Origin of the sequence: Bacillus sp. M13(2017), from assembly GCF_002218325.1 — a bacterium.
Lineage (GTDB): Bacteria > Bacillota > Bacilli > Bacillales > Bacillaceae_G > Bacillus_A > Bacillus_A thuringiensis_K.
Window position 1 is genome coordinate 97,947 of sequence record NZ_KZ268514.1, and the last position, 13,471, is coordinate 111,417.

Sequence of the window (13,471 nt, forward strand, 5' to 3'; positions counted from 1 at the left end):
TGAGTGATTCATCGTTTTTTTTATTTTGTACAAGAAAATAAGAGAAAGAGAGGAATTCGTAAGCGACGTTTATACTCTTCTTCATTTTGAAAATAGGTTGAATTTGGTGTAGCTTCTTTTAATGATGTAATGGTAAATCCAGCTTGCTGTAATAATGTGAAATACTGTTCCGTTGTACGATGATATTTAATAACTTCTTGGTCAATCCATGGTTCAACCCGTTTGCCTAGTTTAAAGTAATGATCGACGAGCCAATTCGTTCTTTTACCACTTGTTTGTAAGCTTTCAAACGAAGAAGTAATTACGGGATGTTGAACGCTAAAGGTAAAGGTGCCATTTGTTTTTAAAGTTTGAAACACTTTTTGAAAAATGGTATCAAGATGTTCAATATAATGTAAGGCGAGTCTAGATGTTACTAAATCAAAAGTGGAAGAGGGGTAGGTATAATCTTTGAGGTTTAAAAAATGAACAGATCCATTTTTATTTTCTAGTTGTTTTTTAGCTTTTTCATACATAAGTTCGGAGCCTTCAATGCCGGTGTAAGAGTGGCATCCCTTTTCTAATAATTCCGCGCCAAACTTAGCGTCACCACAGCCTAAATCGAGAATTTGTTTTCCTTGTACATGACCAATGAGCTGAAAGAATACTGGTTTTTCAATGGATTCATTTGGGCTATTTTCTCGGTATCTTCGTTTCATATATTGTTCGAAAAATGCTGTGTTATTGTATACATCAGATTCTGTAAATGCCATGTTTGAAACCTCCCGAAATATTTTTTTAATTCTATCAAATATGAAAAGTAAATCATAGATTTATTGTAATGAATCATATATAATCTAAAATTGTAAGCGGTTACTTTAAACTATTTTTCTATAATAAATTCTGAAAACGTGTTAAGCTAGTAGAGGGATTATTGGAACTATTAAGACAATAATTCGCTTACATGAACGATGGGAGGCTTCACGATGTCTAGTAAAACACTTGCGAAATTTTTAGAAGAAAATTTCGAGGATTTAAAATCAAAGGGGCTTTATAACGTAATTGATCCGCTTGAGAGTTCAAATGGACCGATCATTACAATTGGCGGAAAAGAATATATTAACTTATCTTCAAACAACTATCTTGGATTAGCAACAGATAGCCGTTTGCAAGAAGCAGCAATTGGTGCAATTCATAAGTACGGTGTTGGGGCAGGAGCTGTTCGTACAATTAACGGTACTTTAGATTTGCATATTAAATTAGAAGAGACAATTGCAAAGTTTAAACATACAGAAGCAGCAATTGCTTACCAATCAGGATTTAACTGTAATATGGCAGCGATTTCAGCCGTTATGGATAAAAATGATGCAATTCTTTCAGACGAATTAAACCATGCTTCTATTATTGATGGTAGTCGTCTATCAAAAGCCAAAATTATTGTTTATAAACATTCGGATATGGAAGATTTACGCCAAAAAGCAATCGCGGCGAAAGAATCAGGTCTTTACAATAAATTAATGGTAATTACAGACGGTGTCTTCTCAATGGACGGAGATGTTGCGAAATTACCAGAAATTGTTGAGATTGCAGAAGAATTAGATTTAATGACATATGTAGACGATGCACACGGTTCAGGCGTACTTGGAAAAGGTGCAGGAACTGTAAAGCACTTCGGTCTATCTGATAAAGTTGATTTCCAAATTGGTACATTATCAAAAGCAATTGGGGTAATTGGTGGATATGTAGCAGGGAAACAAAACTTAATTGACTGGTTAAAAGTTCGTTCACGTCCATTCTTATTCTCTACAGCATTAACACCAGCTGATGCAGCTGCATGTATGCGATCCATTGAAATTTTAATGGAAAGCACAGAGCTACATGATCGTTTATGGGAAAATGGCCGCTACTTGAAACAAGGATTAAAAGAACTTGGCTTTAACATTGGGGAAAGTGAAACGCCAATTACACCTTGTATTATTGGTGACGAAGTGTTAACACAAGAGTTTAGTAAACGTCTAAATGAGGAAGGCGTATACGCAAAATCTATCGTGTTCCCAACTGTAGCTAAAGGAACAGGTCGTGTTCGTAATATGCCTACAGCAGCTCATACGAAAGAAATGTTAGATGAAGCAATTCGTAAGTATGAAAAAGTAGGAAAAGAAATGGGCATCATTTAAGTAACGACATCTTTTGAATAGCTTGCAAATGAGGAGTGGGGAAAATGAAAAAAATTCTAGTAACCGGTTCTTTAGGGCAAATTGGTTCTGAATTAGTAATGAAACTTCGTGATGTATACGGCGCATCAAATGTTATTGCAACAGATATTCGTGAAACAGATAGTGAAGTAGTAACATCTGGTCCATTTGAAACGTTAGATGTAACAGATGGACAAAAACTACATGATATCGCAAAGCGTAATGAAGTAGATACAATTATTCATTTAGCAGCTTTACTTTCAGCAACAGCAGAAAAAAATCCGTTATTTGCATGGAATTTAAATATGGGTGGACTTGTAAATGCATTAGAAGCAGCTCGTGAATTAAACTGTAAGTTCTTCACGCCAAGTTCTATCGGTGCATTCGGTCCATCGACGCCAAAAGATAATACACCGCAAGATACAATTCAGCGTCCTACTACGATGTATGGGGTGAACAAAGTAGCAGGAGAATTACTATGTGATTATTATCATCAAAAGTTTGGCGTAGATACGCGCGGTGTCCGTTTCCCAGGTTTAATTTCTTACGTAGCTCCTCCAGGAGGCGGAACGACTGATTATGCAGTTGAAATTTATTATGAGGCGATTAAAAAAGGTGCATACACCTCATACATTGCTGAAGGAACATATATGGACATGATGTATATGCCTGATGCTTTACAAGCAATCATTTCATTAATGGAAGCTGATCCAAGTAAGCTAGTGCATAGAAATGCATTTAACATTACAGCAATGAGCTTCGAGCCAGAGCAAATTGCAGCGTCAATTCGTAAACACATTCCGACGTTTACAATGGATTATGCAGTAGATCCAGCTCGTCAAACAATCGCTGATAGCTGGCCAAACTCTATTGACGCAACTGCAGCAATGAAAGAGTGGGGCTTTAAAGCAGAATACGATTTAGACAAAATGACAACTGACATGCTGGATAAGTTAAAAAAAAAGCTCACAGCTGGGTTAGTGATGAATTAATAGGAAGGGTCGATTCTTAGGAATCGGCTCTTCATCATTTTGGGAGGGAGAGAAGTCTTGTGCAAAGAGTTGACGTTGTATATGCACTAATACATGACGAAGAAACAGATAAAATATTAATGGTACATAATGTAGAACAAAATGTTTGGTCATTGCCAGGCGGGGCTGTGGAAAAAGGTGAAATATTAGAGGAAGCACTAATAAGAGAAGTGAAAGAAGAGACAGGTTTAACTGCTACGTTAGGTGGACTTGTTGCGATCAATGAAAAATTCTTTGAAGAATCAGGGAATCATGCACTATTTTTTACATTCCGAGCGAATGTAGTAAAAGGTGAACTTATTGCGGAAGATGAAGGTGAAATTTCTGCAATAGAGTGGGTGGATCGAAAAATTGTGAATGAGCGTTTCCCATACTATGACGCAGGATTTGAATCTTTATTAGAAGTAGCCATTCCGTACAAGTTTCAACCAGAAACAAAGTAATTGAACGAAAAAATAGGAGCCACAAGGCTCCTATTTTCTATTCAATCGTCTTCAGTAATAGTTTTTTCAGCAATGGTTTAATCTTCAATCGTAAATCTTCAGCATGATTTGCAACTAAGAAGTGATGGTTATAAATGTTTTTCATCAATTGATAAGTTGCTTCTTTCGCTTCGCCTTCTTCGATGAAGATACCGATTACTTCCATACCACTTTTACGCGCGAGTTTAACAGCTTCATGCGTATCTAAAATTCCGTCTTGTTGATAGTCTAGCGCAGAAGGCTCACCGTCTGTGAAGACTAGTAAGAATTTATGTTTCTCAGGTCTTTTGGCAAGTTTTTCAGAAACGATACGAATAATATATCCGTCGCGGTTATCTTCTTCTTCACGAAGTTGCATAATTTCTGGACCAACGTTTGGTAACGTTGAGTTTTTATAATTTACAACTTCATGGATAACGTTTGGTTTATCTTCAGGTTTAGCGCTAGAGGCATCTTCCCAAAATCCGCTAATAGCGTGTGGGATTTTTAAAGATTTTAAAGCTTCATGGAATAGTACAACACTCTTCTTCGTTTCTTCCATTTTGTTATACATAGAACCAGAACAGTCAACTAACAGTTGGAATGCAACATCGAGTTCTTGTGACTCTTGTCCTTTTTTATAAAACATACGCGGTTGTTTTTCGGTATAAATACGAAGGAATTTCTTACGAAGTCTTCCGTAATATTTATCGCTATTCGCATTCGTTTTATTTTCAATTGTTTTTTCGATAATTTTCTTTAATTCTTTTACATCTTTATTAACGACTGATTTGATAGCTTGGTAATCTTTTTTCTCATCTGAGTTTGGTTTGCGAGCTTCTTTAAATGTATGAGAAGCACCTACATTATACTTACCGTATGCACCGTCGTGCTGGCTAGAAGCGTGTGAAGCCCTTGCTTCTTCTGTATCAGCGCCATCAAAGTTGGATTGTGTACTTTTTTGTGAAGTACCTTGTACAGAACCAAGTGCTTGGTCGCCATCTTCTGATTCACGGGCAGTATCACCCATCATATTAGTTTTTGTTCCGCTTTCTAATTCAAAGCGTAAAAAGTTCTCGTTTTCGTTATTTTTATTTTCACGATGCCATGTGGAGAAACTTTCATCCATTTTGTTTTTATTTTCATCGTCATCTATAAGCTGCGTATCATCATTTGCTAAATCTTCGACGCGACAGTTCTTTTCGTCTGCAAGGACAGATAAGTAAAGTGGAGCATGTCCGAAATAGTTGTTAAGCATATCACTTTCAAGAAGCGCCTCTAAGCGATAGCGAATTTTCTCAACGATATACATAATATCTTCTGTGTTACGTGCTTGGAATGTTTCATGTAAAATCGCTTCAATTTGCTCAAAATATTCATTATTAAACATTTCATATTTATCGCTCGTTAATGAAAGATAGCATAGGCAAAATAGACGATCACCGTGATAATTACGAACGCGGTTTATTTCATTTTGAGAGCCGAAATAGTTGCGGTACATTTCTTTTCGACGTTTAAAAACATGCTTCGTGCCAGGACGTAAGTTCTTTACGATTTCCTCAACGCGTAAATCTTCTAATAGAACAAATAATTGTGTTAAAAACTTTTTTAGGGGCGATTCTTGCAATTCAATCGCATAAGAACGAATTAAAGTCATGTCCGAGTAATGTTTATTACCAAGTGCTTTTAAGAACACTTCGCTTTTTAATCCGATTACTGTATCTTCTTCTTTTCGATCATCCCAAAAGTGACTAATGACAACTTTCTTTTCAATTTCGTCGTAGTATGCTTTATAGCCATATTCAAGATAGGCATCGTCTTCTTTTAGAAGGGCATACATTAAATTTTCCATTTGTAGAAACAGCGACGCATCAATTTTTTTGTCACTAAAAATTTGTCTCATAAATTATCCCTCAAAGAAATAACTTTCTGCTAATTCACGGACAGTCATTTGTTCTGTTTCATCATTAAGTTTTGCAATTATGCTTCGTTCAATCGCTCGCATAACAGGAATATATACACCTAAATCACATGCGTCGATAATACCACGAATACTTGCTGCTTCTTCACTTACACGTCCATCGCGAGCTAAAGGCATAAGGTCGCTTGCAAATGCAACAAACTTTTCAATTGTTGCAACATCATTTAATTTTGATTCTGCTAATAATAGTTCTTTTAATGTGTCACCTTGAATGTAAGGAACTTCAATAATAACGAAACGGTTTTTTAATGCTTCATTTAGCTCACTTGTTCCAACGTAACCTTCGTTAATCGCAGCAATTACACGGTATTCGTCATCACCGAATACAACCTCTTGTGTAAATGGGTTTGTAATCATTTTACGGTAATCTAATGCGCCGTGAAGTAGCGGTAAAGTTTCAGGTTTTGCCATATTGATTTCGTCAATATATAGGAAGTGACCGTTCTTCATTGCTTTCATAAGAGGACCGTTAACGAATGAAACTTCAGATGCACCATCTTTCGTTTGTAGTGTGTTGTATCCTAAAATACCCTCTACATCTAAGTCGACAGAGCAGTTAATGCTATGCATTGGTTTTTGGAATAAAGAAGAAAGAGTTTCCGCTAGTACTGTTTTACCACTACCAGTCGGTCCTTTTAATAGAATGTTCTTGCCAAGAAGAAGTGCTGTAATTGCATCTTCAATAATGCTATTATCAGACGCTTTATATATTTTCGTTCCGATTAAATGTGCATTTTCACCAGCTTCTTGTTTATTCTTTTCATGAATCGTAGAAAGCTGTTGTTTTAAATCAGCATGTATATGAAATTGTTCTAACATGTATTTCCCACCTAACATTATTTTCATAAAGTAATACATCTTATGATAACTTGTTTTAATATGGTATGCAAAGAAAAGGAAGGAGGATAAAGGGAAAAGAAAAAGCAATCAAGATGAAGTTGATTGCCTACAGTAAAGGAGAAATGAGCCTCATGAAAGACTCCAATATGCGTTTTTTTATACTTCTTTTTTGGAAAGAGTTCCATTTAATTTCAGTTGAATGTTTAAAATCTTCTTCAAAATCACGTTTAATATCGTGAACTGTTTTTGATTCATAAAGTACGCTAATAATTTCGTAATTCAATTCAAAGCTACGTACATCCATGTTCGCTGTTCCAATAGTTGCAATTGTATCATCAACGAGTACAATTTTTGCATGCATAAAACCATCTTTATAACTGTAAATAGAAGCACCAGCTTTTAAAAGCGGAGTGAAATAGGATTGAGATGCTTGATCACTAATGATGCTATCACTTTTACCTGGATATAAAATCCGTACATCTATTCCGGCAATTGCACTTAAGCGTAATAATGTTAAAGTTTCTTGATCTGGAATAAAGTAGGGGGTAGCGATCCAAATGGATTTTTTTGCAGAGCCCATAACAGCTAATAATGTATTACGAATACTTTTATCATCGGAGCTTGGTCCACTTGCTACGATTTGAACAGCACCTTCTGCATTTGAAATCTCTTTACCTGGGAAGTATTGTCTATTCATGAATTGATCCCAGGAATAAGTATTTAAACCACTAGAGGCATAGAGCCAGTCTTCTAGAAAGATTGCTTGTAATTTATATAATGCTTTTCCTTCTATCTTTAAATGACTATCACGCCAAACAGGAAATTTCTTGGAACGGCCAAGATATTCATCACCGACGTTGAGTCCTCCGGTAAAACCAATTTTTCCATCTACAATAACGATTTTTCGATGGTTACGATAATTGACCGTTTCAAGTAACCAAGCTGAAAAAATAGGGTCAAATTCTACTATTTCAATCCCAGCTTCTTTCATAGGTTGCAAAAATCGTCTTCTTAACGTATTACTTCCAAGACCATCATAAAGGAAACGTACAATAACACCATCTTTTGCTTTTTGTATTAAAGCATCTCGAACTTTTGTACCAATTTCATCAGATTTATAAATGTAGTATTGAATATGTATATGATGTTTTGCCTGATCTATAGCTCGCAAAATTTCTGAAAATGTTTGATCTCCGTTTGTTAAAAGTTTTGTAGTTGTTCTATCTGCGACAGGACCGCCTCCAAATTTTTGTATGACTTCTGTTAAATGTATGGAACGTTCATTTAGTGGGACTGTGAGTAATAACTCTAGTCTTCTTCCTTCTAATATTTCACGGAATAATTTTCTTTGTTCTTCTGAACGATGGAGATGTTTTTTTCTTCTCCAGCGGCTGCGCCCGAAAATAGCGTATAAAAGCACACCTATAATAGGAAGAAGTGCTAATACTAAAAACCACGCTAATGTACTTTGTGGAGATCTATTTTCTATAAAAATAACGAATGAAATTCCTACGATTGTGATGGACCATAGGGCACCGACAAATGTATATAACGAAATATACGATGTATTTAATAGGAACAGAACGATAGATACAATTATAAATATTAATAGTAATTGAACGATAGGCTTCTTCATTTCTATATAATTCCCCTAATCTTTTTTCAATATAGACTTCTTAAATAGAAGATGTAATATGACATCTTTATTATAAGGTGTTTTGCTTTTTTTACAAAATATAGACATTTCACCTATACTTTCCGCATTTGTCCTACATACAGTGTACTATCCCATTTTTTATCCCACTCTTAACGCATATGAAAATGAAAAAATCGAAAAGGAGCGGAGAAGCATGAATTATATAGAAAATAATGGATTTTATTATCGAAATCATCATCATGGAGGACACAATCATGGTGGGCACAATCATAACGGCGGACATCATCACTATGATCACCATCATCATCACGGAGGCGGATGGGGCTGGGGTGGTGGTAGTTCATGGGGAGGCGGATTTTTCCCTGGAAGCTTTGCAGGAGGAGTGTTAGGCGGACTGACAGCTGGTGCATTAACAGGTGCAACAAGTGGAGGATATTATCCAGCTCCATATCCAGTAGCTTATCCATCACCATACCCTGTAACGTATCCAATGCCATACCCAGGTTATCAGCAAATACCATATTCGTATTAAACTAAAAAAGAGGCTATCCTCTTTTTTAGTTTAATACGGTATTTATTTATAAAATACTTCCAAAATTAAGGTGAAAATATGTTAATATTTTGTTATTGTAATTCAAAAACATATACATTGATATAGAGTTTTATATTATTATTCGTGAATAGTTATGTAGTATGGTCTAATTTCTATTTCGTTATTAAAAACAAAGAGATCAGATGTGAGTGGTATTAGTTGGAAACAAGGCTTGCATAGAGCCACTTAAAGAGATTGCAGTATAATAAGGCGCGAAATCATTAGGGAGATGAGAAGCTACTAGTTATAATTGGAACGGTATAATATTGCTTTTTATTACAAATAATATTATGTTATTTTAATCGGTCTATTTAAAAAGATAATTTATGTAATGGGCTAGTATTAGAAAATGAAATATCTCTATTTCTATGAAGAGAAACAGGTTGTGTTTTAGTCAGATAGAAGCAAGGAGAGATGCGCATGCTAGAACAGAGAGGTCATGCATTATATGACTCTTCATTGCGAGATTTAAAGTTAGCATTAGATGAGTCTTCAATTGTTGCAATTACAGATCGAAAAGGTCTTATTACATATGTAAATGATAAATTTTGTGAAATCTCTAAATACAAAAGAGAAGAATTAATTGGAAAAGATCACCGTATTTTAAATTCAGGACATCATCCAAAAAACTTTTTTCAAGAATTATGGAAACGTATTTTGAATGGGAAAGTATGGACAGGTGAGATTCGGAATCGAGCAAAAGATGGTACATATTATTGGGTCAAAACAACAATTGTTCCATTTTTAAATGAAAAAGGAGAGCCATACCAGTTTATCGCAATTCGAAATGATATTAGTAGTAGAAAAGAAGCGGAACATAGATTGCGGCTAAGTGAAAGTCGTTATAGGGAACTTGCCTATCATGATGCCTTAACGAGTTTGCCTAACCGTTTACAATTAATAACGACCGTTAATAAATTGATTGCAGATAAAAAAGAATTTGGTATGATTTACTTTGATTTGGATCGTTTTAAATTAGTAAATGATACATTAGGTCATATGATAGGGGATTTACTTTTAAGCGAAGTTGCTTCAAGGTTGCATTATGTACTAGGAGAGAAAGATGTTCTGGCTAGGCTAGGTGGCGACGAATTTGTGCTGTTAACAAAAAATCATAGACAAGATGATATGAGTCAGTTAGCGACATCTGTGTTGTCATGTTTTCAGGCACCATTTATGCTGGAAGGCCATGAAGTATACATTTCAGCTAGTCTAGGACTTTGTTCTTATCCACAAGACGGACAAGATGTGGAAACTTTATTGAAAAACTCTGACTTAGCTATGTATAGTGCAAAAGAACAGGGGAGAAACGCTGCATGTTTCTTTACAGATGAGCTACGTGCGAAAATAAATCGTAGAATGAAAGTTGAGTTTGCTTTGCAAAAGGCAATTCGTGACGAAGAGTTAGATGTAGCATTGCAGCCTATTATTGATTTGAAAACGAAGAGATATTCTGGTATAGAAGCTCTAGTACGTTGTATGACAGAAGACGGACCTATTTCACCAAGCGAATTTATCCCTGTAGCTGAAGAGTCTGGACTTATTATAAAGCTAGGAGACTGGGTATTAGAAAAATCATGTCGCTTGTTTAAAACATTGCCAAATTATCAAGAAGGACTAAAGTTATCTGTGAATTTATCTATACAACAATTAATGCAGAAACGTTTTATTTTGTCCGTACGTAGCATTTTAAAGAGAACTGGTTTTCCTCCGAACCGTTTAATATTAGAAATAACGGAAAGCATTGCAGTCCGCCATTTTGATTATATTATTGCTACATTACAAGAATTAAGAAATATGGGTGTTTTAATTGCTTTGGATGATTTCGGAACTGGCTATTCTTCCTTATATTATTTAAAACAACTACCACTGGATATTGTAAAAATTGATCGTAATTTTATTCGTGAATTTCATTATGATCACGCACAACCAGAACGAACGATTGTAAAATCCGTTATCGAAATTGCTCATAGTTTAAATTTAGCAGTAGTTGCTGAAGGAGTAGAAACAGTAGAGCAAGAGAGTTTGTTACAATCAATGAGCTGTGATTATGTACAGGGATTTTATTATGCGAAACCTTTATCTGTAGGAGAGCTAAAAGAAAAGTTAATTACAGATTTTTAATAAAAAAGAGAAGCCAGCAGCTTCTCTTTATTTAATCCGTTTTTTGTGAGTCTTTCATTAGTACTGGATAGAGAATAAGGCCTAATACGAATAATCCAATTCCTAAGAAGAATGTTTTTAAATCAGCAGTTCCCGTTTTGATAACCCAAATAGAGTATACCAACGCCAATGTAGTAATGATTCCATCTTTTACTCGAGATCCTGGCAGTATATCATACGTTTCTCCTGTAATAACTAATTTTAATTGGTACAAGGTAGAAACAAGGTATGGAATTAAATAGGCTAATGTTGCTACGACGATAGCGAAACTATACGCTTCTGAAACAGTACCAGAAATCGTTGAAAATAAGAAAATTTGCGTCATTACATTTGTAATCAATAATGATTTTGAAGGACTACCTTTTTTATTTGTTTTCCCGAAAAACTTAGGGAAAAGTCCATTTTTTGCTGCCTGGTAAGGTACTTCTGAACTAACAACGATCCAGCCAACTGTAGATCCAAATAAAGATATAAGAGCGAGTAAAGCCATTATATATGCGCCTTTATTTCCAATTGCTAAATTTAATGCGTCTACTAATGGTTTTTGAGACTCTTTTAAAGCATCTTGCGGAAGAGCTCCCATTGTAAGTAAAGTAATTGACATGTAAATAAGAAGAGCGATAATTAATCCGAAAATCGTAGCTTTTTTTACATCGCACTGTGATTTTGCACGATTAGAAAGCATAACTGCTGATTCAATACCGATAAATGCCCAGAGTGTTGCAATAGCAGCTGAATTGATTTGTCCACCTAATGAGATTGATTGTCCTGCTTCATTCATAAAGGTTTGACCGTCTCCGAAATTAGAAGCATTGAAAATGAATAATGTAATTACAATAAACATTGTAAATCCGATAATTTTTGCAATGGTAGCAAGTAGATTCATATTTCCAGCTCGATCAATATTTTGAGAAAGAATATATTGAATTCCCCACAGCATAAGGCTACATACGAGGAAAGTTAACCCTTTTCCGAGTTCTAGTGAAAATCCGTTTATTGAAAAAAGAATTTGCTTACTTTGTAAAACTGGAAAGAATGTTGATAAATATCCAGCGAAGGAAATAATAACAGATGCTGTTGCAGCCCAGTTAGCAGCCCAATATCCCCATGCCATACTATATCCTGCAACTTTACCAGCTTTTTTTGAAGGAAACATTGCTTGAGCATAGCTTTGTGGTCCAGCTTTTAATTCTGGTTTACGAATCGCTAAATTTCCAAATACAAGTGCAATCATAAATACGCCAAGGCCTGTAATACTCCATGCGAGTGTAGAACCCATTGGACCTGATACTTGTGCTAAATTTGCTGGAAGCATAAATACGCCACCGCCAACCATATTCCCGATAACAAATGCTGTTAAAACCCATAATCCCCATTTTTTCGTTTCCATTTTTGTTAACTCCTTTGTAGTAAGTTTTGCTTAAACATCATTTTTCACTAGCTTTTTGACAATAAAAAAAGAGCCATGTAGATAAAAAAATACCTACATGGCTCTTTCGCCAAAGCGTAGGTACAACGGGAATAACCCTTGTACCTACGCGTAATTTTTCCGCTAGGTTTCAAGGGTTACGTATGATGATGATGTTTTTGTGCAAATGTAACTACAGTTGTTGTATAAGTAAGCATAGTTCTTTGCTCCCTTTCTCCTCTGATTTTGAAGTTAGTATACTACATGTTTTTTTGAATGAAAAGAAAAATATAAAAAATTTTATAAAAATACGTTTTAAAGATTAAATATTTACCTATATTTTTCTTGTAATGGAAAATAAGTGAGAGATTGGCAGAAGAGTGAAGCATGTTATAATACATATAGAATTATAAGGTGACAAGGGGCTATTGTAGATGATGAGTAAGTATGAACAAATTTATACAGAAATCAGTAAATCTATTGATAATAAACAATTAAAAGAGGGATGCAAAATCCCATCAGAAACAGAATTAATGAAGCAGTATGAGGCAAGCCGAGGCACGGTAAGAAAAGCGGTAGATTTACTGCAAGAGCGTGGATATGTACAAAAAATTCACGGAAAAGGTGTGTTTGTTTTAAAGCGAAAAAATATTGAATTTAATTTTGGTGGTATTGTAAGTTTCCAAGAAGAAAATGAACGTTTAGGGCGTCATTGTATTACAGACGTCGTAGAAATGGAGAAAATTGAAGCGACGAAAGACGTAGCAAAGTTATTAAACGTGAAAGAAAAAACAGTGATTGACCATATTAAACGTGTACGAAATATTGATGGAGAAAAAGTAATTTTAGATATAAACCATTTTGTATCGGAATATATTCCAGGCTTAACGAGAGAAATTGCAGCTACATCAATTTATAAATACATTGAGAAAGAGCTTGGGCTACATATTAGTTATTCACAGAGGGTAATTGAAGTACAGCCATGTACAGAGGATGACAGAAAGTATTTAGATTTAAATGGAACAGACTATGTTGTCGTTGTGAAAAACTTTACACATTTGTATGATGGAAGTCAGTTTGAATATACAGAATCACGCCACCGCTTAGATATTTTTCACTTTTCGGATGTGGCACGTAGGAAGTAAAGAGGTGGAACAAAATATT

The 13,471-nt window shown here is 35.1% G+C and carries 11 protein-coding genes; 6 read left to right on the plus strand and 5 right to left on the minus strand.

The genetic code is table 11. The features are described 5' to 3' along the window. Window positions 1-20 precede the first annotated feature (20 nt). Window positions 21-752 carry a class I SAM-dependent DNA methyltransferase gene (locus tag CGQ22_RS25480; RefSeq protein WP_089149523.1) on the minus strand — a complete coding sequence of 244 codons (732 nt, stop codon included), beginning with the start codon at window positions 750-752 and terminating at the stop codon, window positions 21-23. Between the two features lie 213 nt (window positions 753-965). On the opposite strand from CGQ22_RS25480, the gene CGQ22_RS25485 reads away from it, so the two are divergent. The 3 genes from CGQ22_RS25485 to CGQ22_RS25495 are packed head-to-tail and all read left to right on the plus strand — an operon-like array spanning window position 966 to window position 3,648. After that, the gene (locus CGQ22_RS25485; protein WP_089149524.1) at window positions 966-2,156 is read left to right on the plus strand and encodes a glycine C-acetyltransferase; all 1,191 of its coding nucleotides are present in this window, start codon (window positions 966-968) and stop codon (window positions 2,154-2,156) included. A gap of 44 nt (window positions 2,157-2,200) precedes the next feature. Next, the gene (locus tag CGQ22_RS25490) at window positions 2,201-3,166 is read left to right on the plus strand and encodes an L-threonine 3-dehydrogenase (RefSeq protein ID WP_000723128.1); all 966 of its coding nucleotides are present in this window, start codon (window positions 2,201-2,203) and stop codon (window positions 3,164-3,166) included. 59 nt (window positions 3,167-3,225) lie between these two features. Then, a complete protein-coding gene (locus CGQ22_RS25495; protein ID WP_001189943.1) occupies window positions 3,226-3,648 on the plus strand; it encodes an NUDIX hydrolase in 423 nt (140 codons plus the stop codon). A 37-nt stretch (window positions 3,649-3,685) separates the two neighbouring features. Here the strand turns inward: CGQ22_RS25495 and CGQ22_RS25500 are convergent, their stop codons facing one another. The 3 genes from CGQ22_RS25500 to CGQ22_RS25510 form a co-directional block, all read right to left on the minus strand. Next, complete coding sequence (locus CGQ22_RS25500) at window positions 3,686-5,569, minus strand: vWA domain-containing protein (RefSeq protein WP_001248851.1); 1,884 nt, start codon at window positions 5,567-5,569, stop codon at window positions 3,686-3,688. A gap of 3 nt (window positions 5,570-5,572) precedes the next feature. Continuing rightward, a complete protein-coding gene (locus CGQ22_RS25505) occupies window positions 5,573-6,466 on the minus strand; it encodes an ATP-binding protein (protein ID WP_000892970.1) in 894 nt (297 codons plus the stop codon). Window positions 6,467-6,593: 127 nt separating this feature from the next. Further along, window positions 6,594-8,123 (minus strand): cardiolipin synthase, encoded by a 1,530-nt coding sequence (locus CGQ22_RS25510; RefSeq protein ID WP_000743015.1) that lies wholly within the window; start codon window positions 8,121-8,123, stop codon window positions 6,594-6,596. Window positions 8,124-8,337: 214 nt separating this feature from the next. On the opposite strand from CGQ22_RS25510, the gene CGQ22_RS25520 reads away from it, so the two are divergent. Together CGQ22_RS25520 and CGQ22_RS25525 are read left to right on the plus strand one after the other, a co-directional pair. After that, window positions 8,338-8,676, plus strand: a complete 339-nt coding sequence (locus CGQ22_RS25520; RefSeq protein ID WP_001106370.1) for a hypothetical protein — start codon at window positions 8,338-8,340, stop codon at window positions 8,674-8,676. A 480-nt stretch (window positions 8,677-9,156) separates the two neighbouring features. After that, a complete protein-coding gene (locus tag CGQ22_RS25525; RefSeq protein ID WP_000893344.1) occupies window positions 9,157-10,860 on the plus strand; it encodes a putative bifunctional diguanylate cyclase/phosphodiesterase in 1,704 nt (567 codons plus the stop codon). 31 nt (window positions 10,861-10,891) lie between these two features. Here CGQ22_RS25525 and CGQ22_RS25530 read toward each other — a convergent pair whose 3' ends face one another. Further along, a complete protein-coding gene (locus tag CGQ22_RS25530; RefSeq protein WP_089149525.1) occupies window positions 10,892-12,289 on the minus strand; it encodes an amino acid permease in 1,398 nt (465 codons plus the stop codon). Between the two features lie 452 nt (window positions 12,290-12,741). On the opposite strand from CGQ22_RS25530, the gene treR reads away from it, so the two are divergent. After that, window positions 12,742-13,452 (plus strand): trehalose operon repressor, encoded by a 711-nt coding sequence (gene treR / locus CGQ22_RS25535; protein ID WP_000987236.1) that lies wholly within the window; start codon window positions 12,742-12,744, stop codon window positions 13,450-13,452. Window positions 13,453-13,471: the final 19 nt, after the last annotated feature.

What these genes read in the sequence shown, in the direction of transcription:
- CGQ22_RS25480 (WP_089149523.1), bottom strand. Translation starts at nt 752, where the DNA reads ATGGCATTTACAGAATCTGATGTATACAATAACACAGCATTTTTCGAA.
- CGQ22_RS25485 (WP_089149524.1), top strand. Translation starts at nt 966, where the DNA reads ATGTCTAGTAAAACACTTGCGAAATTTTTAGAAGAAAATTTCGAGGAT.
- CGQ22_RS25490 (WP_000723128.1), top strand. Translation starts at nt 2,201, where the DNA reads ATGAAAAAAATTCTAGTAACCGGTTCTTTAGGGCAAATTGGTTCTGAA.
- CGQ22_RS25500 (WP_001248851.1), bottom strand. Translation starts at nt 5,569, where the DNA reads ATGAGACAAATTTTTAGTGACAAAAAAATTGATGCGTCGCTGTTTCTA.
- CGQ22_RS25505 (WP_000892970.1), bottom strand. Translation starts at nt 6,466, where the DNA reads ATGTTAGAACAATTTCATATACATGCTGATTTAAAACAACAGCTTTCT.
- CGQ22_RS25510 (WP_000743015.1), bottom strand. Translation starts at nt 8,123, where the DNA reads ATGAAGAAGCCTATCGTTCAATTACTATTAATATTTATAATTGTATCT.
- CGQ22_RS25520 (WP_001106370.1), top strand. Translation starts at nt 8,338, where the DNA reads ATGAATTATATAGAAAATAATGGATTTTATTATCGAAATCATCATCAT.
- CGQ22_RS25525 (WP_000893344.1), top strand. Translation starts at nt 9,157, where the DNA reads ATGCTAGAACAGAGAGGTCATGCATTATATGACTCTTCATTGCGAGAT.
- CGQ22_RS25530 (WP_089149525.1), bottom strand. Translation starts at nt 12,289, where the DNA reads ATGGAAACGAAAAAATGGGGATTATGGGTTTTAACAGCATTTGTTATC.
- treR (WP_000987236.1), top strand. Translation starts at nt 12,742, where the DNA reads ATGATGAGTAAGTATGAACAAATTTATACAGAAATCAGTAAATCTATT.